Origin of the sequence: Ideonella sp. (assembly GCF_041914305.1) — a bacterium.
Classification (GTDB): domain Bacteria; phylum Pseudomonadota; class Gammaproteobacteria; order Burkholderiales; family Burkholderiaceae_C; genus Ideonella.
The window spans coordinates 379,516-402,563 of record NZ_JAYSDQ010000002.1 but is presented as its reverse complement, the minus strand read 5'-3'; the positions used below and the strand labels follow the sequence as shown (position 1 = coordinate 402,563).

Sequence of the window (23,048 nt, the reverse complement as noted above, 5' to 3'; positions counted from 1 at the left end):
CATCAGCTCCTCACTGGCCCGGCGTGGCGGCCGGGATCGCCGCGCCGATCGGCGACGAGGACTTGGCCACCGGCTTGGGGGCCGCCGCCTCGACAATGCGCACCAGGTCGCCGTCGGCCAGGAACGCGCCGCCCGCGGCCACCACCTTGGTACTGGCGTCGATGCCGCCGGTCACCTCGACCCGGTCGCCGACGCGGCGGCCGACCGCCACCTTGGTCTGCGCGACCTTGCTGTCGGCGCCCACCCGCAGCACATAGCTGAAGCCGTCGCGCAGCACCACGGCGCTTTGCGGCAGCGTCAGCGCCTGGCCGCTGCCGATGTCGAAATCACCGCGCGCGAACATGCCGGCGCGGGCGTCGGTCGACGCAGGCAGGTCGACATAGACCAGCGCGTTGCGGGTCTTGTCGTCGACCGTCGGCGCGACCATGCGCAGCTTGCCGGTGATGCTGTTGCCGGTGGGCAGCACCACGTTGACGGCCATGCCGGCCTTCAGGCGCGGCAGGTCGCTCGACGGCACCTCGGCACGCCACTCGAGCCGGCCCTGGCGGATCAGGCGGAACATCTCGGTGCCGGCCGGCAACACTGCGCCCACGGTGGCGCTGCGCGACGAGATCACGCCGTTGTCAGGCGCCAGCACCTGGGTCTGGTGCAGGCGCAGCTCCTGCACGCGGGCCAGCGCCTTTTGCGCATCGAGCCGGGCCTTGGCGGTGCGCTCGGCGGTCAGGTACTGGTTGATCTGCTGCGCGCTCAGCGCGCCGGTGGTCGACAGCTCGCGGGCGCGTTGCGCGTTGGCCTCGGCCTCGGCCAAGGTGGCCTCGGCTTCGCCGACGGCGGCACGAACCTGGTTCAACTCGGCTTGCACGGTGTCGGCGGCGAAGGTGGCCAGCACCTGGCCCTTCTTGACCACGTCGCCGACGTTGGCGCGCACCTCGGCCAGGCGCAGGCCGTTGGCTTCGGTGCCGACCACGGCCTCTTGCCACGCCGCGATGCTGCCGTTGGCGCTGAGCTTGGTGGCCAGGGTGGTGGTCTGCGGGCTGGTGGTGCTGACGGTCAGTGCAGCCTGCGCGGCAGAGGCGGTGGCGGCGGGCGCTGCGGGCTTGTCGGCAGCGTGGACCAGCGTGGCCAGCACGGCCAGTGCGGCGGCCGTGGCGGTGACGGAAACAACCCAGGTCGGGCGAAATGGCGTCTTCATGCTCGTGTCCTCAATGATCTTGGTGTCGTGTCGCTTCATCGCGCGGCGACCGCGGCCGCGTCGGCAGGCTGCCAGCCCCCGCCGAGCGCGCGGTACAGCGTGATCCAGGCCGTCACGCGTTCGCGCTGCAGGTCGATCAGCTGGCTGCGCGCCAGCGCGGCGCTGCGGCGGGCGTCCTCGAGCTCGAACAGGCTCGCCAGGCCGCCGCGGTAGCGCGCCTCGGCGGCGCGGAACGAGGCCTCGTAGCCATCGACCGCGACGCGGGCGTCTTCGCTGCGGGCGGCGCTGCTGTCCAGCTGCACCAGCGCGCTTTCGACCTCACGCACGGCGGTGCGCAGCTTGCCGCGGTAGTTGGCCACCGCTTCGTCGTAGCGCGCGCGGGCCGCGTCGACGTTGGCGGCGCGCACGCCGGCATCGAAGATCGGCAGCGACACGCTCAAGGGCCCCAGGCTCCACAGGTTGCCTTCGGTGCTGCCGCCGGCAAAGTCGATGCGGGCGCGGTTGACCGAGCCGGCCAGGCTGACACGTGGCAGGCGCTGCGCCTGGGCCTGGTCGACATCGGCGCTGGCGGCTTCGACCGCGCGCGCGGCCGCCGCCAGGTCGGGCCGCTGGGCCAGGGCTTCGGCCGGCACCGCGCCAACGCCGATCTGCGCCGGCTGCGGCAGCGTGGCCTTGGCAGCGTCGAGGCGGGCGCGCAGCTTGGTTTCGTCCTGCGCGGTCAGGGCCACCAGCGTCTTCAGCTCCAGGTCGCACTGTGCCGCCTGGGCGGCGAGTTGCGAGCGGGCCTGGGCGGCGCTGGCTTGCGCCAAGGCCTCGTTGGCCGGGGGCTGAAAGCCCGCCTTGGCGCTGAGGCTGGTCAGGCGAGCCGTCTCGATGCGCGACGCGGCGTCGGTCTGGGTCTGCACCCACTGCGCTTCGCAGGCCCGCAGCGACACATAGCTCAGCGCCGCTTCGGCCGCCACCAGCACCCTTGCGTCGTGCCAATCGGCCTCGGCGCCGGCGAGGCGGGCGGTCGCGGCTTGGCGGCCGGCGCGGCCGGCACCGAAGAGATCGATCTCCCACGCCGCCTGGGCGCCGGCCAGCGCGGTGTTGGCCAGCGGCGCGCCGATCTCGCTGCGGCCGCGGGTCAGGCTGGCGCTGGCGTCGAGCGTGGGGGCCAGCGCGGCGCCGGCGGCGGTGCGCGCCGCGCGGGCCGCGGCCAGGCGCGACTGGGCGGCGGCCAGCGTGGGGCTGGCGGCCTCGGCGGCGGTCACCAGCTCGGCCACCAAGGGGTCGTCGAACTGCTGCCACCAACGGGTCAGGTCGGCGCTTTGGCCTTGGTGCGGCAGCGCGGCGTGCCATTGCGCCGGCGCGGCGCTGGTCAACGGCTCGGGCGCCGGCAGCGTGCCGGCGCAACCCGCCAGCAGCGCGGCCTGCGAGGCCGCCGCCACGGGGGCGATCCACTTCATGCGCTTCAACTGAGATCTCCTCCAGCGCCGCGGCCAACGCCAGCGGGCGACTTCTCGGTTCGGGGTGGGTGCCGGTGCGCCTGGGGCAGGCACGGGCACGGGACAGACCCGGCGCCTTCGGGCCTGGCGTTCAGCTGGGCCCAGCGACTACCGCGGCGGGTGCGTGAGGGAATCAATAATATTTCTGACGACTGGATGAATTGCGGATTGACATTTTTTGTTACGTGGGTTCCGGCGCGAGTTTTCGTAGGCCCAACAGGGCCCAATTCGACTGGTATTTAACTGGTAGCTAACCGGTGCTATCCTGCCAGCCGGCTTCAATCGGAGGTTTCGGTGCGGATCAATCGGGCGGCTCTTCGGGTGGCGATGGTCGTGGCGGGCGTGTTGGCCGGCGCGTCGGGGGGCGGGGCGGCCGTCGCGGCTGGCGACCCGCCGGTGTCGGCGCTGTTCAGTGGCCATGTCATGGACTTCGAGCGCAGCAGCGCCAAGGTGGTCGGCGTCTACGTGCCGAACTGGGAGCCGGTGGCGCTGGTCGATGGCCTCAGTGGCCAGAACGTGACCCACCTGATCTACGCCTTCCTGCATGTCTGCGGCCCCGGCCAGCTGGAGAAGGACGCGCCGCGCTGCGAAGGCAAGGGCGAGCAGCAGTTGGCCGAAAGCGCGATCGACCAGACCTTCGACGAAGCGTTTCAACGCCTGAAGAAGCGCGCCTCGCACATCAAGGTGCTGGCCTCGGTGGGCGGCTGGGGCGGCTCGGACCCGTTCTTCCACCTCGCCAACGACCCTGCCAAGCGGGCGCGATTTGCGGCCTCGGTGGCCGACTTCCTGCGCCGCCACCCGGGCTTCGACGGCATCGACATCGACTGGGAACACCCCACCAGCAACGGCAGCGCCAACGGCGTGCCGCTCGGCGCCGCCGCGGACGGGCAAGGTTATGCCGACCTGATGCAGACGCTGCGCAAGACGGTCGACACGCTGTCGGCTGAGACCGGCCGGCCGTATCTGGTGACCAGCGCGATCAACACCACCGAATCGCTGGTCGGCAAGATCAACTACCGCGACGCGGCAAAGGCGATGGACCTCGTGTTCATGATGAGCTACGACTACTTCGGCCCGTGGACGCCGCAGGCCGGCCACCACACCGCGCTGCGCAGCGTGGGCGATGGGCTGGACGACAGCCTGGCCGGTGGCCTGAAGACGATGCTCGCGGCGGGTGTGCCGGCGGCCAAGCTGGTGGCCGGCGTGGCGATGTACGGCCGCGGCTTCACCGGCGTGGTGCCGCCGTCGCCCAAGCCGACGCAGTTCAACGGCAGCAAGCGCGACGGCGTGTTCGCCGGTGCCGACGGCTCGGTGATCTACCGCGACATCGCCGCGCGTTATCTCGACAAGCAGGGCCAGGGCCGCAGCGGCTACCAGGTCATCTACGACCCGAAGGGCGAGGCCTATGCGCTGTGGAACCCATCGACCCGCTTCTACCTCGGCTACGACGACCCCCGCGCGGTGCTGCGCAAGGGCCGCTTCGCCGTCGAGCAGGGGCTGGCGGGGGTGTTCGCGTGGGAGCTGTCGCAAGACAACGGCGACCTGCTGAACGCGATGAACCTGGGCGTCGGCCACGTGCCGCGCAAGCCCTGAATGCCCAGCGCGTGATCACCAGTCCTGCGGCAGCTCGTAGGCCCACTCGTTGAGGTTCGACTGGCGCAGCCGTTCGCGCAGCAGCGGTGGCGGCTGGCTGGTGAACAGCTGCAATTCCTTCGTCATGTGCGACACGTCGGCAAAGCCGGCGTCGCGCGCCAGCTGGGCCAGCGAGCGCTGGCCGCGCTGCGTTTGCAGCTCGCGCACGATGCGCACCGACTCTTGCACCCGGGCCAGGCGCAGCAGCATCTTCGGGCCGATCCCCAGCGCGTCCATCACGCGCCGGTTCAGCTGCCGCTCGCTGATGCCGGCGTGCCGCGCCAGGTCGGTCACCTTCAGCCGGCCCAGCCCGAAGCCGACCGGCCCCAGCAGCGCCGACAGCGGCTGCGGCCCGGTGGACAGCGCATAGCGGTCGAGGCGCCGCAACAGCAACTGCTCGATCACCATGATCTGGCGCGCGATGGTCGGCTGCTCGGCCACGCGCTCGCTGATCTCCAGGTGCTCGGCGGGCGACAGGATGTGCTGGGCGTCGACCCACGCATTGGTCAGCTCGTGGCTGGCCACGCGGGCCATGCGCGCCGCGCCGCCGGGCCTGAACAGCACCGTGGTGATCTCGGGCTCGCCGACCAGCTCGCGCCGCACCGGCCGGGTCATCGCGCCGGAGAAGGTGGCCCAGGTGGTCAGCTGGCCGCTGGCCGGATCGCGCCGCGCGCCGCGGTGAACGATCGACAGCGCCGAGTAGACATTGGCCGGAAAGCTCACCGCCTCACCCGGGCCGTTGGGGGCCGGGCCGATGCCGGCGCGGCGCCGCACGACATAACCGACCACGTGGTTCGCCAGGGCCGGCGAAGGGTGCAGGAACAGGACTCGGTAGCGTGGCGCGGACATCGGGGCAAACAGCAGGTGGCGGCCACGACATGCAATCCACGGGCCACGCGCAAAGCGTGACGTAGTCCAAGAAATCGGACATCCGGCGGCGTTGCCAGGCGGGCGGTCGCCACGATCTGTCGACATTTCGCGGCCGCTGACGCGATTTGTCAGCGCCCGGACGTGACAGCACAGAGAGCCGACAGAGAGCAGACGAGGGCGTGAAGGTTCGTGGCACGCGGATTGCGGAAAGGAGCTCTCCGTTCCACCCACTTCGCGAGACATGAACAACAACACACGAACGAATGGCCGCGCCTGGTGCGCCTGGGCCGTGCCCCTGGCGGCCCTGCTGATGGGCGCCGCGCCGCACGCGGCCAACGCGGCGGAAAACGCTTCCATCGCAGCCGGGGTTCAAACGCTGGCAGCGCGCGCGCCGGTCACGCAGCACCCGCGGCTGTGGATCCGCGCGCAAGACCTGCCGACGCTGCAGGCCTGGGCGACCTCGTCCAACCCGATGTTCGACGACCGTGCCAACGGCGGTGGCCTGTTGCAGCTCGCGCTGACCGCGGCGCAGCGGGTGGAAGACGGCACCGTGCCGGGCCAGGACAACGGCGGCTCGACCTACACGCCGTACCCGACCGAGTCGTACGCCGCACTGCTGGCCTTCATGTCGCTGGTCGACAGCGACACGAACCGCCGCGCGCGCTGGATCCGCACCGCACGCACCGCGCTGTTCGCGGTGATCGACGAGGCCGACAAGGGCGTCGGGCCCGGCAAGTTCCGCAGCCCGTCGTTCGCCAACTCCGACCGCGGCCGCTGGCACGGCGAATCGTTCCCGCTCGCGGTGGACTGGCTGTACCCGCAGCTGAGCGCGGCCGAGCGCCAGCGCATTCGCCGCGTGTTCCTGCGCTGGTGTGCGGAGGACCGCGACGGCTACCCCTCGGTGACCTACTACAACACCCACCCGAACGAGGTGCCGAAAGACGCCTCGCGCCGCAACAACCCCGCGCTGCTGGACCTGAAGGACCCGAAGCGCAGCGCCGTGCGCTACGCGATGAACAACTACTTCATGGCCCACGCACGCAACATCTTCATGATGGGCAACGCGATCGACCCGGCCGACGACCAGGTGGACCCGAAGGTGCCGAACGACCGCGCCGGCGCGCTGGGCGACTTCATGGACGAGGCGATCGGCACCTACCTCTACATGACCGACTACGCCTACCGCAACGACGGCAAGGGCGGCATCAGCCCCGAGGGCGCCGAGTACGGCGAATCGATCGGCTTCTACTACGGCCTGCTGCTGGCGCTGAACACCTCGGGCCGCGACGACACCGCGCGCGACGGCAAGAAGGTCAGCTTCACCGGCAACCCGGTCTACAAGACGCTGCTGCCCGGCTACTACCACAGCCTGACGACGAAGAAGGTGGCCACCGACTACGGCAGCGTCTACCAGCCCTCGTGGTTCGGCGACGGCGAACAGCTCTACCTGCAAGACCCGATGCGGGTGATGGGCCCGAACGCGCTCGGGGCGCGCTACGCGGCCGATGCCGCCACGCTGAACGGCGCGCGCTGGATGGAATACGTGGCGCCGCCCGACAACCCGGGCCGCCTGTCACGCAAGGCCAACAACGACGATGCGATCGTCGACTCGATCTACTACTTTCTGCTGTTCGACCCGGCGTCCGGCACGCCGACCGACCCGCGTGCGGGCCTGAAGACCTACAACTACGCACCAGGCATCGGCCGCATCCAGGCGCGCACCAGCTGGGCCGACGGCAACAAGACCCGCCTGTTCGACTACAAGCTCAGCTACAACACCATCGACCACCAGCACGGCGACGGCAACAGCTTCGACTTCTGGCGCAAGGGCGAATGGCTGACGAAGGAGTTCACCGCCTACGGCGCCGGCGCTGCGATGAGCGAGTTCAAGAACGCGCCCAGCGTGCAGAACAACCCGAACGCGCAAGTCGGCGACTACCAGCACGAGCAACTGGTGCGCGGCAGCCAGTTCCTGTTGGGCAACCACGATGGTGACCCGAAGGTCTTGCTGCAAGGCCAGGGCAAGGACTTCGTCACGGTCACCGGCGACGCCACCAACCTCTACAACTTCGACAACGGCTGGGTCACGGCGCGTGACGTGTCGCATGTCAGCCGCAGCCTGCTGTGGCTGCAGCCCGATGCGCTGGTGCTGATGGACCGCACGAAGACGACCGTCAGCGGCCGCTTCAAGCGCTTCAACCTGATGCTGCCGAGCAACGGCGCGGCGCCGGTGGTCAGTGGCGACAAGGTCGTGGCTTCGACGCCGGGCAACCAGCGGCTCGAAGTGCGCACGCTGCTGCCGGCTTCGGGCAGCCGCAGCATCCAGGTTGAAGGGCCGACGCTGAATCTGCCCGACAGCATGTGGAAGGCCACGCTCGACCCGATGTCGGCCAACAAGTCGAACTGGACCGGCGGCTACCGCCTGCGGGTCGAGAACCCGGGCCAGCCGGCGGCGGTGAACTTCCTGCACGTGCTGCAGGGTTACGACGCCGGCGCCACCGCAGCGACCACGCAGCTGCTGCGCAGCAACTCGGGCACCGCGATGAGTGGAGCGCTGGTCGGTAGCACGGCGACCTTGTTCGTCGACGACCTGTCGCATGCCATCACCAGCTTCACCGTGCCGCTGCCGGCGGCTGCCCACCGGCTGCTGCTGGCCGGCACCGTGGCCAAGGCGGCCTACACGGTCAGCGTGAGCGTCGACGGGCAGGGTGCCCGCACGCTGCACGTCAGTGCCGGCGGCACGCAACTGGCCGGCGCGCACGGTGTGCTCGACGCCCCGCTGCCGTGAGCCACGATCACCTCAAAGGAATCCCCATGTCCCGTATTCGTTTCATCCCCGCGGTGATCGGCATGGCCGTTGTCGCCACCCTTGCCGCCGCGCCGGCCGAGCTGCTGGCCGCGCCCAAGCTCGGCAGCTGCCCGTCGTTCCCGGCCACCGCGGTCTTCAACACCCGTGTCGACGACACCCAGCGCTACCCGACCCATGCGTCGAGCAGCCGCTGGATCGGCCAGCTCGGCAGCTCGACGCGCTTTCATGCCGATTGGGGCATGACCGACGACCCGACCCACTGGCAAGACCACTGGGACAAGCCGTACTACGGCATCCCGCTGAACCTGATCGACAGCAGCGCGGCCACCACCACCTGGCCGGTGGTCAGCTTCAAGATCACCGACCCGCGGGCCGGCAACGGCAACGGCGTGCCGGACGAAAGCGACTGCGCCGCCACCGGCAAGACGACGATCAAGCGCGGCTGCGACCAGCTGACCGCCAGCAACCGCCACTTCCCCTACCCGAACGACAACATCATCCGCGCCGAGCACGGCACCTGCAACGACGCGCAGCAGTGCGGCGACCGGCACGTGCTGGTGGTCGAGCAGGACAACTGCCGGCTGTGGGAGAGCTACTTCAGCTACAAGGTCGACGGCAAGTGGTTCGCCTATTCGACCGCGGCCTGGGGCCTGAACTCGAACAAGCTGCGGCCGATGGGCTGGACCTCGGGCGACGCGGCCGGCCTGCCGATCTCGCCGTTCCTGGCCCGCGTGTCCGAGGCCAACAGCGGTGTCGTGGCCCATGCGCTGCGGGTCACGCTGAGCAGCTCGCGCATCCACGGCGTGCAGTGGCCGGCACGGCACACGACGTCCGGCGGGCCGGCCGACGGCATCCCCTACGGCACGGTGATGCGGCTGAAGTCGAGTTTCGTGATCCCGGCCAACTGGACGACGCAGGCCAAGGCACTGGCCACCGCGATGAAGCGCTACGGCCTGTACGTGGCCGACATCGGCTCCAACTTCTTCGTGCAGGGCGAGCCGAGCGCGGCATGGAGCAGCTCGACCATCTCGCAGCTGCAGTCGATCACGCTGGCGCAGATGGAGTTCGTCGACAACAGCAGCCTGCACGACGAGCCCGGCTTCGACCCGAACTCGTTCGCCAACCCAAGACCTTGAGACCCCCACGGCCCCTTCCGGGGCCTGCCCCCCGAGGGGGCTCGCGCAGCGGACCGGCCAAGCCGGATCCGCGCACGCCACTTGATGGGCGGCGGCGCTTCGCGCGCCTGGAACACCTCGGAACCGTTCGCCCTGAGTCTGTCGAAGGGCGGACTGCTGATGTCCGCTCACCGGGCGGGGTCGGTATGCTGTGGCCAAGAACAAGAGAGGAGACGGAAATGAACCGGATGCTGCGGGTGCTGCAATGGGCTGCGTTGGGCTGCGCATGCTGGGCGGTGGTGGCCGAAGCCGGCGTGCCGGGGCTCGGCATCGTCGAGCCGAGCCCGCCGGCGCCGGCGCCGCTGTCGGCCTATGACCGCACGGTGCTGGCCGACAGCCCGCAGCTGTACCTGCCGCTGGGTGGCGCCAGCGGCCTGGTCGATGCGAGCGGCCACCACCACGACGGCGTGGCCCACCACGCGCCGGGCACGACGAGCTTTCTCAACGGCGACCTGGCCACCCGCTTCAACGGTGTCGACCAGTACATCGAGGTGAAAGACAAGGACAGCCTCAGCATCACCGCTGCCGGCGTGCTGACGATGGAGGCCTGGGTGCGGCCCGACGTGCTGAACTTCAGCCACGAAGAGTCGGCCGATCAGCCGTATGTGCACTGGATGGGCAAGTCGACCAACGGCCAGTCCGAATACGTCGCGCGGATGTATTCGCACGATGCCGACTGGGCCGGCGACGGCATCGACCCGCCGCGGCCCAACCGCATCAGCGGCTATGCCTTCAACCTGGGTGGTGGGCTCGGGGCCGGCAGCTACTTCCAGGATGCCGTGGGGGTGGGCCAGTGGATCCACTACGTGCTGGTGATCAACACCAACAAGCGCAGCGGCGACTACCCGACCGGCTACACCAAGGTCTACAAGAACGGCCAGCTGCGCGACCAGGACGCGCTGGCCGACTACGACATCGACCCCGGCAACGGCACGGCGCCGTTTCGCATCGGCAGCGCGCGGCTCGAAGGCTTCTTCGAAGGGGCGATCGCCAAGGTCGCGCTGTACAAGCGCGAGCTCAAGGCCGCGCAGGTGCTGCGGCACTACCAGGCCGCCACCGCGGCTCGCTGAAGGGCGCGTCAGCCGTTGCTGGTGGCGCGCACTTCCTCGATCGTCGTCACGCCGGCCAGCACCTTTTCCAACCCGTCCTGGCGCAGGGTGCGCAGGCCCTCGGTCATCGCCAGGCGCTGGATCTGCTCGGCGCGTGCGCCGGTCTGGATCAGGTGGCGCACTCCGCGCGAGACGGTCAGCAGCTCATGGATGCCGGCACGGCCGCGCAGGCCGGTGCGGTCGCAGCGGTCGCAACCCGGCGCGTGCCAGACCTGCAGCCGTCCGTCGGCGCCGCCGAAGCGGGCGGCCCAGTCGGCCAGCACCGCGTCGGGGCTGGGCGCGGCCTCGTGGCCGTTCCAGGCGTGCAGGTGGTCGTGCACCCACTCGTCTACCTCTTCGGCCTGGGCCGGGCGGCTTTGCCGGCAGTGCGGGCACATGCGGCGCACCAGGCGCTGCGCCAGCACGGCCAGCAACGAGTCGGCGAAGTTGAACGGGTCCATGCCCATGTCGAGCAGGCGGGTGATCGTCTCGGCCGCGCTGTTGGTGTGCAGCGTCGACAGCACCAGGTGGCCGGTCAGCGACGACTCGACGGCGATCTGCGCGGTCTCCTGGTCGCGGATCTCGCCGACCATGATCACGTCCGGGTCGGCGCGCAGGAAGGCGCGCAAGGCCTTGGCAAAGGTCCAGTCGATCTTCGGGTTCACCTGCACCTGGCGCAGCCCGGACTGGGTGATTTCGACCGGGTCTTCGGCCGTCCAGATCTTGCGGTCGGGCGTGTTGATGTGGCTGAGCGCCGAGTGCAGCGTGGTGGTCTTGCCCGAGCCGGTCGGGCCGACGCACAACACCATGCCGTAGGGCCGCTCGATGGCATGCTTCAGCGCGGCCAGGTTGGCCGCCGACAGGCCCAGCTTGTCCAGCGGCAAGGGCTTGGCCGACGACAGGATGCGCAGCACCGCGTCTTCCAGCCCGTTGGCGGTGGGGATGGTGGCCACGCGCAGCTCGATCGGGCAGTTGGCGACGAAGCGGTTGAAGGTGATCTTGCCGTCTTGCGGGCGGCGGCGCTCGGAGATGTCGAGGTCGCACATGATCTTCAGCCGCGCGATCAGCGCGCTGCGATAGGTGTGCGGCAGCTCGAGGTAGGGCTTGAGCACGCCGTCGCGCCGAAAGCGGATGCGCACCTTCTCGCGGCCCGGGTGGGTCTCGATGTGGATGTCGGAGACGTTCTGGCTGTGCGCCTCGACGATCATCGTGTTGATCAGCCGCACCAGCGAGTTGTCGCTCTGCTCGATCGGCTTCTCGTCCTCGGACTGCGTCGGTGCGTTGTCGTACGACTGCTCCAGCGCGGCCAGCAACTGGTCGGTGCCGCCTTCGTCGAAGTTGATCGCGCCGCTCGCGTCGACCGGGCCCGGCCCGCCGCTGCCGTCGTCCAGCCCATGCTTCTGGTAGACCAGGCTGATGCCGCGCGCCAGGTTGTCGGCCAGCGGCAGCACCGGCACGATCTTGCACTGGGCGGTGAACTCAATCTCGTCGAGCACATCACGGCGCGACGGGTCTTCGATCGCCACCACCAGCCGGCCAGGCAGCAACTGCAGCGGCAGCACCTGCAGCCGCTTGGCGGCGCTGATCGGCAGCTTGCGCACGGCCTCGGCCTCGATCGGGTAGGCGTCGGTGTCGACCACCGGGTAGCCCATCTTGCGGGCCAGCGCGGTGCGAAGGTCTTGCCGCTGCACGGCGCCGCTGCGCACCAGCAGCTCACCCAGCGGCACCGAGCGGTCGCCGCGTTGCTGGGCCAGCGCGTCGCCCAGCTGCGTGGCGGTGATGAAGCCGAGTGCGATCAAGGCCTCGCCAACGCGCACCATCGGCATGCGCGACTGGGCGTCCAGCGCCTGCATCAGCTGATCGGGGGTGACGACGCGGCTGCCCAGCAGCACATCGCCGATGCGTTGCTCGCGCAGGCGCGCCTGCTCGGCCAGCGCCGCGGCAATCTGCGCCGGCGTGGCGGTGTTGTCGGCCACCAGCTGCTCACCCAGGCGCGGGCCGAAGTCGAACGAGTCGTAGGCGCTGCGCGGGCAGAACAGGCGCAGCACCGCGCCCTTGTCGTCCACCGGCGGGAAGAAGAACACCCCGTGCGCGGTTTCCACATGGCCCACGGTCTTGCCTTGCAACTCGCCGCCGCCGGTCAGGTGAACGGTGTAGTCGCCGGTGGGGTGAAAGTCCATCAACGCGCCGGGGGCGCCGGTGGCGGCGCTCAGGGCGGGGCGCAGCGGCGTGGTCAGCGTCAGGCTGCGGAACTGCGACAGCCGCAGAGGCATGTTGGTGCGCGACGGCGGCACCTGCACCTGGGCCACGCCTTGCACCGGGTCGAACGACACCAGGCGCGCATTCATCGCCTTGCCGTTCAGGCCGAGCACCTCGCAGGGCATGTGGTCGGCCAGCGGCTCGGGGTTGGGGTAGACGGCGTAGGGCGGTGTCGGCCAGGCGAACGCCGTGCTCGCCGTGGCGTGCTCGCGCTGCGCACGCGGCGCGAGCGCGTCGGTGTCGTGCGGAACCAGGGACAGCTGGGCGGAGAGGTCGGACATGGCCTTGCGAAGAGTGGCCAGGCGCACGCGACAGGCGTGGCTTCGGCCTGGCTCCGATGCTAGGGTGGTAGCGCTGTCGCGGTGGCCGGAAAAGCGCTGCCGGCCCCGGCCAGTTCGGCGCTTACGGCCGGCCGCCGGCGGCGGTCACAATCAGCCGCAACGGCAACCGGGCGCACACCGCATGAACCTTCGTTTCGTCGAGGCTTTCTACTGGGTGGCCACGCTGAAGAGCGTGTCACGCGCGGCCGAGAAGCTCTTCATCACCCAGTCGGCCATGTCCAGCCGCATCGCCGCGCTGGAAGACGAGCTCGGCGTGCTGCTGCTGGACCGGCGCGACAAGCAGGTGCGGCTCACGGCGGCCGGCGGCCGCTTCCTGGTGATGGCCGAGCGGCTGTTGTCGCTGCAGCGCGAGATCCGCGACGAGATGGGGCGCAATGCCGAGTCTGGCCTCAGCCTGCGCATCGGCGCGATTGAGTCGGTGCTGCATTCCTGGCTGATCGACTGGGTGCGAGAGATGCGCGCCGCGCAGCCCGGGCTGGAGCTGGAGCTGACGGTCGAAACCACGCCGGTGCTGGTCGACCAGATGCGCCGCGGCCGGCTCGATCTGGCGATGGCGGCCTTGCCGTCATCGGGCGACGGGCTGCGCCAGCAGGCGCTGCCGCCGATGCCGATGTGCTTCGTCGGCCATGCGCAACTGCACAAGAAACGCCGCTACTCGCTGGCCGACCTGGCAACGCTGGAGCTGCTGACGTTTCAGCGCGGCTCGCAGCCGCATGTGGCGCTGGTCGACCTGATGCGCCAGGCCGGCCACACGCGGCTGAAGGTGCACGCGATCTCGTCGGTCTCGGCGATGGTCGAGCTGATCGAAGGTGGGCTCGGCGTGGCCACCTTGCCGCTGGCGGTGGTGCGCCGATTGTCTGAGCGGCAGCCGTTGCGGGTGCTGCCGTGCGAGGCCGAGATGCCGCCGTTGCCGATCTTCTTGAGCTACCGCGACGACCCGGGATCAGCGTTAACCCGCACTGTGGTGGACGCCCTGTTGGGCTTCAAGGCGCTCCACCTCGGGGCGTCGAAGGGGTCATCGAAAAAGTCGATGAGGTCATAGAGAAATTTCCCGTTTGTGGGCCGCCATGGGTGGCTCACACAATGCGCCCCATTGGTGAACCCACAGCGACAAAAGGGGTGATTCGATGAGTACGGCGACGGTGTTTGCAAGCAGCGCAGCGGTGGCCCGGGCGGCCATCCGCGCCGGCCAGGTCAGCGGTCACACCAGTGGCCTCGCGGGCCGCCATGTGCAGGGCAATCTGGTGATCCTGCCGCAGGCCTGGGCGGGTGAATTCCTGCAGTACTGCCAGGCCAACCCCAAGCCTTGCCCGCTGCTGGCGGTGACCGAAGCCGGCGACCCGGCGATGCCGACACTGGGCGACAACATCGACATCCGCACGGATGTGCCGCGCTACCGCGTCTGGCGCCATGGCGAGCTGGTCGACGAGCCGACCGACATCCGCGCCCATTGGCGCGATGACCTGGTGAGCTTCGTGCTGGGCTGCTCGTTCTCGTTCGAGCAGGCCCTGGCCGACGAGGGCATTCCGCTGCGCCACGTGGAGCAGGGCCTGAACGTGGCGATGTTCCGCACGTCGATCGCCACCGTACCGGCCGGCCGCTTCTCGGGCCCGATGGTCGTGACGATGCGGCCCCTGCGGCCCGACGACGCGCACCGTGCCGCCGAGATCACGGCTCGCTACCCCCGGGTGCACGGCGCGCCGGTGCACATCGGCGATCCGGCCGAGATCGGCATTGCCGACCTCCAGCGGCCCGACTACGGCGACGCGGTCGAGATCCGAGACGGCGAGGTGCCGGTGTTCTGGGCCTGCGGCGTCACCCCGCAGGCGGCGCTGGCGGCAGCGCGCCCCGAGTTCTGCATCACCCACGCGCCCGGCGCGATGCTGATCACCGATTGGCTCAACCACCAGATGGCCGGGCACTGAGCCAGGCACCGAATCCCTTTTTGCTGTTCACAGAGGAGACATTGATGAAGACCTGGATCGCCGCCGCACTGGCCGTCACCATCACCCCGTTCGCCCAGGCCCAGACCAAGTGGGACCTGCCGTCGGGCTACGCCGTCAACACCTTCCAGGTGCAGAACCTGCAGTGGTTCGCCGACGAGGTCGACAAGGCCAGTGCAGGCAAGCTGAAGATCACGTTGCACCCCGGCGCATCGCTCTACAAGGCCAACGAGATCAAGCGTGCGGTGCAGACGGGGCAGACGCAGGCAGGCGAGTTCATCCTGTCGAGCGCGTCCAACGAGAACCCGTTGTTCGGCATCGACTCGATCCCGTTCCTGGCCACCACGTATGCCGAGGCGAAGAAGCTCAATGACATCTCCAACCCTTACCTCGAAAAGCTGCTGGGGAGCCAGAACCTGAAGCTGCTGTACACCGTGCCGTGGCCGGGCCAGTCGCTGTATTCGAAGAAGCCCTTGGCCTCGATGCAGGACCTGAAAGGCACCAAGATGCGTGCCTACAACCCTGCCACGACCCGCATCGCCGAGTACGTGGGGGCGCAGCCAGTGACGATCCAGCTGGCCGAGTTGCCGCAGGCCCTGGCCACCGGCGGCGTCGACAACTTCCTCACCTCCAGTGCGAGCGGTGTGGACAGCAAGCTCTACGAGCACGTCAAGTATTTCTACGACGTCAACGCCTGGCTGCCGCGCAATGCGGTGGTGGTTAATCAAAAGGCCTTCGACGCGCTGGACAAGGCGACGCAGGCGGCGGTGCTCAAGGTGGCGCAGGCGGCCAGCGAGCGCGGCTGGAAGATGAGCGACCAGAAGGATGACGAATACCTGAAAGAGCTGTCCGCCAAGGGCATGCAGGTGGATCGCGGCAACGACCTGCTCAAGCGTGAGCTCAAGGTCATCGGGGGCCGCATGACCGTGGAGTGGCTCAAGACCGCTGGTGAAGACGGCCGGGCCATCGTCGACGCCTATCGCGCTGCGGCGGCGCATTGAGGCAACCGGGGCCACCAATGAGCACGCTGCTTGATCGGTTCTATCGTGCGCTTTGCTTCCTGGCGGCACTGGCCATGGTCGCTTCGCTGGTTTCGGTGCTGCTGGGAATCGCCGACCGGCAGTTCAACCTGAACCTGCGTGGGCTCGACGCCTATGCGGGCTACTGCATTGCCGCGGCGTTGTTCCTGGCGCTGCCTGAAACGCTGCGCCGGGGCGACCACATCCGGGTGACGCTGGTGCTGCAGAAGGTGCCTTCGAGGCTGAGGTCGGCACTGGAGTGGTGGTCGCTGTTGGCGGCGTTCGGCCTGTCGGTCTACCTGGCCTGGTTCGCCGTGCGGCTGGTGTGGGTGTCGTGGGACACGCACGACATATCCCAGGGGGCCGATGCCACGCCGTTGTGGCTGCCGCAGATCGCGATGGCGCTCGGTTGTGTCGGGCTGGCGGTGGCCTTCGCCGACAGCCTGGTGGCGCGCCGGCAGGGCCGGCCGTTCTTTCCCGCAGCGGGTGGCGAAGCCGCCCACATCGAATGAGCAAGAGGCGACAGACTTCATGGACATCCTGACCGCCGCGCTGCTGATTGCGCTGCTCATCGCCATCCTGGCCTCCGGCCTGTGGATCGGTCTCACCCTGCTGGGCGTGGCGCTGTTCGCGATGGAGGCCTTTTCGGCCCGCCCGGCCGGCGACAGCATGGTGTTGACGATCTGGGGATCGACATCCAACTGGACGCTGACCGCGCTGCCGCTGTTCTTGTGGATGGGCGAGATCCTGTTCCGTTCGCGCTTGACCGAGGACATGTTCAAGGGACTGGCTCCTTGGCTGAACCGCGTGCCGGGCCGCTTGCTGCACACCAACGTGCTGGGCTGCGGCATCTTCGCGGCGGTGTCAGGCTCCAGTGCCGCCACCTGCGCCACGATCGGCAAGATCACCTTGCCCGAGCTCAAGCGCCGCGGCTACCCCGACGCGATCTCGATGGGCTCGCTGGCGGGGGCGGGCACGTTTGGCCTGCTGATCCCGCCATCGATCATCATGATCGTCTATGCCGTGGCGGCCGATGTGTCGATCGCCAAGCTGTTCGTTGCTGGCGTGATCCCGGGCTTGATGCTGATGGCCATCTTTTCAGCCTACCTGATGCTGTGGGCATGGCGTCACCCCGAGCAGGTGCCGAGTGCCGATGCGGGCATGAGCCTGGTTGACAAGCTGCGGGCCGGGCGCCACCTGTTCCCGATCACGGCGTTGATCGTGCTCGTGATCGGCGCCATCTACAGCGGCCTGGCCACGGCGACGGAGTCGGCGGCGCTCGGGGTCGCGGGGTCGCTGTTGCTCAGCCGGATCGATGGCTCGCTCACATGGTCGCGCTTTGTCGACGGGCTGTTCGCCGCCTGTCGCGTCTATTGCATGATCGGCTTGATCCTGGCCGGCGCGTCCTTTCTGACACTGGCGATGGGTTTCATCGGCTTGCCCCGCGAGGTTGCGCAGTTCATCAGCGGGTTGCACCTGTCGCCCGGCTGGCTGTTGCTGATGCTGATGGCATTCTTCATCTTGCTCGGCTGCTTCCTCGATGGCATCTCGATGGTGGTGCTGACGATGGCGGTGTTGTTGCCCACGGTCCAGGCCGCCGGCATCGACCTGATCTGGTTCGGCATCTTCGTGGTGCTGGTGGTCGAGATGGCGCAGATCACGCCGCCCGTGGGCTTCAACCTGTTCGTGCTGCAGGGCCTGACCAAGCGCGAGCTGCCGGAGCTGGCACGCATGGCCATGCCGTTCTTCCTGTTGCTGGTCCTGGCCATCTGGCTGATCTACCGCTTTCCGATCCTCGTGCTGTACGGCCCGAGCGTGATGTAGAGCGGCGTCAACCCCTTCCCACCCTCGGCGCTGAAAGGAGCATGCGATGAACCATCGCAGGGATGTACTCGGTCTGCTCGGTCTGGCTACCTTGTTGGCTGGCGTGCCGGCACGCGCCGACGCGGGGCGCTGGCGCTGTGCCACCGGCTACCGCGCCGATTCTTTCCACGGCCGCAACCTCAGCCAGTGGCTGGGCGAGTGGGCCGCGGCCGCGCCGGGGGCCCCCAAGGTGGAGCTGCACGCCAACAACAGCCTGGTCCCGCTGGCGTCGATCGCCGGGCAGGTGCGGGCCGGTGACGTGGAGCTGGGCGAGACCATCATGAGCAGCCTGGTGACCGAGATGCCGGTGGCCGGCGCCGACAGCGTGCCCTTCGTCGTGCGGGGTTATGCCGACGCGAAGCGCCTGTGGCGCTACCAGCGCCCGATCATCGAACGCGCGTTTGCCGACATGGGCCTGGTGCCGTTGTACGCGGTGCCGTGGCCGCCGCAGGGGCTGTACACGATGCGCCCGCTGGCCGGTCTGTCCGAGTTGCGCGGCGGCCGCATGCGCAGCTACAACCGCAGCACGGCGCGCATCGCCGAGCTCCTGGGCTGCACGCCGGTCGATGTGCCGATGGCCGACGTGGGCCAGGCGTTGGCCGACGGCCGGATCGACTGCATGATCACCTCGGCCGTGACCGGGGTCGAGAACCAGGTCTGGCGCCAGTTGAAGCACTACCACGAGATCAACGCGTGGTTCCCGAAGAACATCGTGTTCGCCAATGCCCAGGCCTACGGCCAGCTGGACGCGTCGACCCGCCGCGCGCTGCAAAACGCCACCGGCGCGGCCGAGGCGCGCGGCTGGGCGGCCAGCGAAGCGGCGGCCACCGAGTCGGTGGCCGAGCTGAAGCGCCAGGGCATGAAGGTCGACCCATTGCCCGTCACCGCGCTGAACGAACTGCGCCGCCTGGGCGAGCGCTGCTCGCTCGAATGGTTGCGCGAGATCGGCCCGCAGGCCAATCAGATTTTCATTCCCTATTACACCCAGGCGTGACCGTGTCATTGCCTGCGTGCCTACACTGAGTTCACTTCACCCATGACCATGCAAGACAACACCCCGTCCCGTTGGCAGTTCTGGATCGACCGTGGCGGCACCTTCACCGACATCGTCGCGCGCCGGCCCGATGGCACGCTGGCGACCGCCAAGCTGCTGAGCGAGAACCCCGAGCAGTACCGCGATGCGGCGATCGAAGGCATCCGCCGTTTGCTGGGCCTGAAGCCCGGCGAGGCGATCACGCCCGAGCGGGTGGAGTGCGTGAAGATGGGCACCACGGTGGCCACCAACGCGCTGCTCGAGCGCAAGGGCGACCGCACGCTGCTGGTCACGACGCGCGGCTTTCGCGACGCGCTGCGCATCGCCTACCAGGCGCGGCCCCGGTTGTTCGACCGGCACATCGTGCTGCCCGAGCTGCTGTACGAGCGCGTGATCGAGGCCGACGAGCGTGTGGGCGCGAACGGCGAGCTGGTGCAGGCGCTGGACGAAGCCGCGCTGCGGCGCGAGCTGGCCGAGGCACACGCTGGTGGCATCCGCGCCTGCGCGATCGTCTTCATGCACGGCTACCGCCACACCGCGCACGAGCAAGCTGCGGCGCGGCTGGCGCGCGAGGTCGGCTTCACGCAGGTCAGCGCGTCGCACGAGGTGAGCCCGTTGATGAAGCTGGTGGCGCGCGGCGACACGGCGGTGGTCGATGCCTACCTGTCACCCATTCTGCGGCGTTATGTCGAGCAGGTCGCGAGCCAGATGCCGGGCGTGCCGCTGTACTTCATGCAAAGCTCGGGCGGCCTCACCGAGGCCCACCGCTTCCAGGGCAAGGACGCGATCCTGTCCGGCCCGGCCGGTGGCATCGTCGGCATGGTGCGCACCGCGCTGGCCGCGGGGCACGACAAGGTCATCGGCTTCGACATGGGCGGCACCTCGACCGATGTGTCGCACTTCGCCGGCGAGTTCGAGCGTGCGTTCGATACCCAGGTGGCGGGCGTGCGGGTGAGGGCGCCGATGATGAGCATCCACACCGTCGCGGCCGGCGGCGGCTCGGTGATCCGCTTCGATGGGGCGCGGTTGCGCGTGGGGCCGGAGTCGGCGGGTGCGAACCCCGGCCCGGCCAGCTACCGCCGCGGCGGGCCGCTGGCCACCACCGATGCCAACGTGATGCTCGGCAAGGTACAGCCGGACTGGTTCCCGAAGGTCTTCGGCCCTGGCGCGAACGAGCCGCTGGACCGCGCGGTGGTGGTGCGCCGCTTCACCGAGCTGGCCGAGCAGATGAGCCAGGCGTCTGGCCGGCCGGTGAGTGCCGAGCAGGTCGCCAACGGCGCGTTGCGCATCGCCGTTCAGAGCATGGCCAATGCGATCAAGCGCATCTCGGTGGCGCGTGGCTACGACGTGACGCGCTACACCTTGCAGTGCTTCGGCGGTGCCGGTGGCCAGCACGCCTGCCTGGTGGCCGATGCGCTGGGCATGACGCGTGTGCTGGTGCACCCGCTGGCGGGGGTGCTGTCGGCCTACGGCATGGGGCTGGCCGACCAGATCGCGATGCGCGAAGCCTCGGTCGAGCGTCCGCTCGATGCGGGTGGGCTGGACGCCGCGCGGGCCAAGGGCGCGGCGCTGGCCGAGTCGGCCACCAGCGAACTGCTGGGCCAGGGCCTGCCCGCCCCGCGCATCGCGGCCAGGATCGGCCTGCTGCTGCGCTACGAAGGCACCGACACGGCGCTGCGCGTCGACCTGCCGGTGACGGGTGACGCGGCGCGTGACATCGCGACGCTGCAAGCCGGCTTCGAGGCGGCCTACCGCCAGCGGTTCGCGTTCTTGATGGAAGGCCGGCCGCTGGTCATCGAGGCGGTCTCGGTCGAGGCGACGGGGGCGAGCGACGAGCAGCTCAGCGTGGTCACCGCGCCGAAGGCCGAAGCCTATTCGCCGCAGCCGGTCGACACGGTGCGCATGTACGCCGAAGGGGCCGATGGTGCCGAAGCCTGGCACGACGCCGGGCTGTTCCTGCGCGACAACCTGCAACCCGGCGCCACCATCACCGGGCCGGCGGTGATCGCCGAGGCGAACGCGACGACGGTCGTCGAGCCGGGCTGGCAGGCGCTGCTGGCGGCCAGCGGCTCGTTGGAGCTGCAGCGTGTGCGGGCGCGCGCCACGCGCCATGCGTTGGGCACACAGGTCGACCCGGTGATGCTGGAGGTGTTCAACAACCTGTTCATGAACATCGCCGAGCAGATGGGCCTGAGGCTGCAGAACACGGCCGTGTCGGTCAACATCAAGGAGCGGCTCGACTTCTCTTGCGCGCTGTTCGACGCGGCCGGCCAGTTGATCGCCAACGCGCCGCACATGCCGGTGCACCTGGGCTCGATGAGCGAATCGATCCAGACCGTGATCGCCGGCAACCCGCAGATGCGGCCGGGCGATGTCTACGTGCTGAACGACCCCTACCATGGCGGCACCCACCTGCCGGACGTGACGGTGGTGACGCCGGTGTACCTCGAGGCCGGCGACGCGAGGCCGTCGTTCTACGTGGCCGCCCGTGGCCACCACGCCGACATCGGTGGCCTGACGCCGGGCTCAATGCCGCCGCTGTCGAAGACCATCGACGAAGAAGGCGTGCTGATCGACAACTTCCTGCTGGTGCGCGAGGGCCGCCTGCGCGAGGCCGAATTCATGGCGCTGCTGCGCTCGGGCCGCTACCCGGCACGCAACCCCGAGCAGACGCTGGCGGACCTGCGCGCGCAGATCGCTGCCAACGAGAAGGGCGTGCAAGAGCTGCGCGCGATGGTCACGCAGTTCGGCCGCGAGACGGTGGCCGCCTACATGGGCCATGTGCAGGCGAATGCCGAAGAGTCTGTGCGCCGCGTCATCACCGCGCTGAAAAATGGGGCGTTTACGCTGCCGCTGGACAACGGTGCGCAGATCCAGGTCAAGGTGACTGTCGACTCGGCAGCGCGCGGCGCGACGATCGATTTCACCGGCACCAGCGCGCAGACGGCCAACAACTTCAACGCGCCGAAGTCGGTGACGATGGCCGCGGTGCTGTATGTCTTTCGCACGCTGGTCGACGACGACATCCCGCTCAACGCCGGTTGCCTGAAGCCGCTGAAGGTGATCGTGCCCGAGGGCTCGCTGCTGAACCCACGTTCGCCCGCGGCGGTGGTGGCCGGCAACGTCGAGACTTCGCAGTGCGTGACCAACGCGCTGTACGGCGCCCTCGGCGTGATGGCCTCGGGCCCCTGCACGATGAACAACTTCACCTTTGGCGACGCGCAGCACCAGTACTACGAGACGATCTCGGGCGGCTCGGGTGCCGGACAGGGCTTCGACGGCACGGCGGTCGTGCAGACGCACATGACCAATTCGTACCTCACCGACCCCGAGGTGCTGGAGTTCCGCTTCCCGGTGCGGCTGGACAGCTATGCGATCCGCGCCGGCTCGGGCGGCGCCGGCCGCTGGCGCGGCGGCGATGGTGGCACGCGGCGTGTGCGCTTTCTCGCGCCGATGACCGCGTCGATCCTCAGCAACGGCCGCGTGCACCCGGCCTTCGGCATGGCCGGCGGGCAGCCGGGCGCGCTGGGGGCCAACCGCGTCGAGCGGGCCGATGGGCAGGTCGAGAACTTGCCGCACATCGCGTCGGTCGAGATGGGCATCGACGACGTGTTCGTGATCGACACGCCCGGGGGCGGTGGCTACGGTGATGCGTGATGACTGAAAACGATGCGGTGATCCTGCTGACTGGCTTCGAGCCCTTCGGCGGCGAGCTGATCAACCCGAGCTGGGAGGTGGCGCGCGCGCTCGATGGCGCGCCCATCGCCGGCGCGCGGGTGGTGGCGCAACTGCTGCCATGCCGGTTCCGCGCGGCCGGCGAGGCGATGCAGCGGTTCGTGGCCGAGCTGCGGCCGGTCTGCGTGCTGGCGCTCGGCCAGGCCAGCGGCCGCGCCGATTTCTCGATCGAGCGGGTGGCGATCAACGTCGACGATGCGCGCATCCCCGACAACGACGGCGCGCAACCGATCGACGAGCCGGTGGTGGCCGAAGGCCCGGCGGGCTACTTCTCGACGCTGCCGATCAAGGCGATGGTGGCCGGCCTTCGCGCCGCGGGGCTGCCCGCCTCGGTGTCGCAAAGCGCCGGCACCTTCGTCTGCAACCACGTCTTCTACTCGTTGATGCACAGCCTGCGCCAGCACCCCGACGTGCGCGCCGGTTTCATGCATCTGCCGCTGCTGCCCGCCCAGGCCTCCCGCCACCCCGGCCTGGCCTGCATGCCGCTGCCACTGATGATCGAAGGCGTGCGCCAGGCGCTGCGCATCGCGGCGACCCACCAAGGCGGCGATGCCGTGCAGGCAGAGGGTCAGATTGCGTGAGGACTGCACATTAGGGGGGGC

General features: G+C 69.3%; 16 protein-coding genes. 12 read left to right on the top strand and 4 right to left on the bottom strand.

Features of this window, described 5'->3' with window-relative positions; genetic code table 11:
- Positions 1 to 10: 10 nt before the first annotated feature.
- The gene (locus ACE3SG_RS04575) at positions 11 to 1,192 is read right to left on the bottom strand and encodes an efflux RND transporter periplasmic adaptor subunit (RefSeq protein ID WP_374562834.1); all 1,182 of its coding nucleotides are present in this window, start codon (positions 1,190 to 1,192) and stop codon (positions 11 to 13) included.
- A gap of 35 nt (positions 1,193 to 1,227) precedes the next feature.
- The gene (locus tag ACE3SG_RS04570; protein ID WP_374562859.1) at positions 1,228 to 2,640 is read right to left on the bottom strand and encodes an efflux transporter outer membrane subunit; all 1,413 of its coding nucleotides are present in this window, start codon (positions 2,638 to 2,640) and stop codon (positions 1,228 to 1,230) included.
- Positions 2,641 to 2,973: 333 nt separating this feature from the next.
- On the opposite strand from ACE3SG_RS04570, the gene ACE3SG_RS04565 reads away from it, so the two are divergent.
- Positions 2,974 to 4,272 (top strand): glycoside hydrolase family 18 protein, encoded by a 1,299-nt coding sequence (locus ACE3SG_RS04565; protein ID WP_374562833.1) that lies wholly within the window; start codon positions 2,974 to 2,976, stop codon positions 4,270 to 4,272.
- 15 nt (positions 4,273 to 4,287) lie between these two features.
- Here the strand turns inward: ACE3SG_RS04565 and ACE3SG_RS04560 are convergent, their stop codons facing one another.
- Complete coding sequence (locus tag ACE3SG_RS04560; protein ID WP_374562832.1) at positions 4,288 to 5,160, bottom strand: helix-turn-helix domain-containing protein; 873 nt, start codon at positions 5,158 to 5,160, stop codon at positions 4,288 to 4,290.
- Positions 5,161 to 5,422: 262 nt separating this feature from the next.
- Here ACE3SG_RS04560 and ACE3SG_RS04555 point away from each other — a divergent pair, with 262 nt between their 5' ends.
- From ACE3SG_RS04555 to ACE3SG_RS04545, 3 genes are all read left to right on the top strand, one after another.
- The gene (locus ACE3SG_RS04555; RefSeq protein WP_374562831.1) at positions 5,423 to 7,969 is read left to right on the top strand and encodes a hypothetical protein; all 2,547 of its coding nucleotides are present in this window, start codon (positions 5,423 to 5,425) and stop codon (positions 7,967 to 7,969) included.
- Positions 7,970 to 7,995: 26 nt separating this feature from the next.
- Positions 7,996 to 9,126, top strand: a complete 1,131-nt coding sequence (locus tag ACE3SG_RS04550) for a hypothetical protein (protein WP_374562830.1) — start codon at positions 7,996 to 7,998, stop codon at positions 9,124 to 9,126.
- Positions 9,127 to 9,344: 218 nt separating this feature from the next.
- A complete protein-coding gene (locus ACE3SG_RS04545; RefSeq protein ID WP_374562829.1) occupies positions 9,345 to 10,235 on the top strand; it encodes a LamG-like jellyroll fold domain-containing protein in 891 nt (296 codons plus the stop codon).
- A gap of 8 nt (positions 10,236 to 10,243) precedes the next feature.
- On the opposite strand, the gene ACE3SG_RS04540 is transcribed toward ACE3SG_RS04545, so the two are convergent.
- Entirely contained in the window at positions 10,244 to 12,793 is a 2,550-nt protein-coding gene (locus ACE3SG_RS04540) for an ATPase, T2SS/T4P/T4SS family (RefSeq protein ID WP_374562828.1), read from the bottom strand.
- 181 nt (positions 12,794 to 12,974) lie between these two features.
- Here ACE3SG_RS04540 and ACE3SG_RS04535 point away from each other — a divergent pair, with 181 nt between their 5' ends.
- The 8 genes from ACE3SG_RS04535 to pcp all read left to right on the top strand — a co-directional run bounded on the left by ACE3SG_RS04535 (position 12,975) and on the right by pcp (position 23,027).
- Positions 12,975 to 13,895 (top strand): LysR family transcriptional regulator, encoded by a 921-nt coding sequence (locus ACE3SG_RS04535; RefSeq protein WP_374562827.1) that lies wholly within the window; start codon positions 12,975 to 12,977, stop codon positions 13,893 to 13,895.
- Between the two features lie 85 nt (positions 13,896 to 13,980).
- Positions 13,981 to 14,778, top strand: coding sequence for a putative hydro-lyase (locus ACE3SG_RS04530; protein ID WP_374562826.1), 798 nt, complete (start codon positions 13,981 to 13,983; stop codon positions 14,776 to 14,778).
- Positions 14,779 to 14,822: 44 nt separating this feature from the next.
- The gene (locus ACE3SG_RS04525) at positions 14,823 to 15,797 is read left to right on the top strand and encodes a TRAP transporter substrate-binding protein (protein ID WP_374562824.1); all 975 of its coding nucleotides are present in this window, start codon (positions 14,823 to 14,825) and stop codon (positions 15,795 to 15,797) included.
- Between the two features lie 17 nt (positions 15,798 to 15,814).
- Positions 15,815 to 16,327, top strand: a complete 513-nt coding sequence (locus ACE3SG_RS04520; RefSeq protein ID WP_374562823.1) for a TRAP transporter small permease — start codon at positions 15,815 to 15,817, stop codon at positions 16,325 to 16,327.
- Between the two features lie 19 nt (positions 16,328 to 16,346).
- On the top strand, positions 16,347 to 17,639 hold the full coding sequence (locus ACE3SG_RS04515; protein ID WP_374562821.1) for a TRAP transporter large permease: 1,293 nt from the start codon (positions 16,347 to 16,349) through the stop codon (positions 17,637 to 17,639).
- Positions 17,640 to 17,685: 46 nt separating this feature from the next.
- Positions 17,686 to 18,672, top strand: a complete 987-nt coding sequence (locus tag ACE3SG_RS04510; protein WP_374562819.1) for a TRAP transporter substrate-binding protein — start codon at positions 17,686 to 17,688, stop codon at positions 18,670 to 18,672.
- A 42-nt stretch (positions 18,673 to 18,714) separates the two neighbouring features.
- Positions 18,715 to 22,368, top strand: a complete 3,654-nt coding sequence (locus ACE3SG_RS04505) for a hydantoinase B/oxoprolinase family protein (RefSeq protein WP_374562817.1) — start codon at positions 18,715 to 18,717, stop codon at positions 22,366 to 22,368.
- Positions 22,368 to 23,027: a pyroglutamyl-peptidase I gene (gene pcp / locus ACE3SG_RS04500; protein ID WP_374562815.1), complete on the top strand. Its 660-nt coding sequence runs from the start codon at positions 22,368 to 22,370 to the stop codon at positions 23,025 to 23,027. The genes ACE3SG_RS04505 and pcp overlap by 1 nt, the downstream gene beginning before the upstream one ends.
- The last annotated feature ends 21 nt before the right edge of the window (positions 23,028 to 23,048 follow it).

Excerpts from the sequence above, each read along its gene's own strand:
- ACE3SG_RS04560 (WP_374562832.1), bottom strand. The coding sequence starts at position 5,160 with ATGTCCGCGCCACGCTACCGAGTCCTGTTCCTGCACCCTTCGCCGGCC.
- ACE3SG_RS04575 (WP_374562834.1), bottom strand. The coding sequence starts at position 1,192 with ATGAAGACGCCATTTCGCCCGACCTGGGTTGTTTCCGTCACCGCCACG.
- ACE3SG_RS04545 (WP_374562829.1), top strand. The coding sequence starts at position 9,345 with ATGAACCGGATGCTGCGGGTGCTGCAATGGGCTGCGTTGGGCTGCGCA.
- ACE3SG_RS04550 (WP_374562830.1), top strand. The coding sequence starts at position 7,996 with ATGTCCCGTATTCGTTTCATCCCCGCGGTGATCGGCATGGCCGTTGTC.
- ACE3SG_RS04530 (WP_374562826.1), top strand. The coding sequence starts at position 13,981 with ATGAGTACGGCGACGGTGTTTGCAAGCAGCGCAGCGGTGGCCCGGGCG.
- ACE3SG_RS04540 (WP_374562828.1), bottom strand. The coding sequence starts at position 12,793 with ATGTCCGACCTCTCCGCCCAGCTGTCCCTGGTTCCGCACGACACCGAC.
- ACE3SG_RS04515 (WP_374562821.1), top strand. The coding sequence starts at position 16,347 with ATGGACATCCTGACCGCCGCGCTGCTGATTGCGCTGCTCATCGCCATC.
- ACE3SG_RS04525 (WP_374562824.1), top strand. The coding sequence starts at position 14,823 with ATGAAGACCTGGATCGCCGCCGCACTGGCCGTCACCATCACCCCGTTC.
- ACE3SG_RS04510 (WP_374562819.1), top strand. The coding sequence starts at position 17,686 with ATGAACCATCGCAGGGATGTACTCGGTCTGCTCGGTCTGGCTACCTTG.
- pcp (WP_374562815.1), top strand. The coding sequence starts at position 22,368 with ATGACTGAAAACGATGCGGTGATCCTGCTGACTGGCTTCGAGCCCTTC.
- ACE3SG_RS04535 (WP_374562827.1), top strand. The coding sequence starts at position 12,975 with ATGAACCTTCGTTTCGTCGAGGCTTTCTACTGGGTGGCCACGCTGAAG.
- ACE3SG_RS04555 (WP_374562831.1), top strand. The coding sequence starts at position 5,423 with ATGAACAACAACACACGAACGAATGGCCGCGCCTGGTGCGCCTGGGCC.
- ACE3SG_RS04570 (WP_374562859.1), bottom strand. The coding sequence starts at position 2,640 with ATGAAGTGGATCGCCCCCGTGGCGGCGGCCTCGCAGGCCGCGCTGCTG.
- ACE3SG_RS04505 (WP_374562817.1), top strand. The coding sequence starts at position 18,715 with ATGACCATGCAAGACAACACCCCGTCCCGTTGGCAGTTCTGGATCGAC.
- ACE3SG_RS04520 (WP_374562823.1), top strand. The coding sequence starts at position 15,815 with ATGAGCACGCTGCTTGATCGGTTCTATCGTGCGCTTTGCTTCCTGGCG.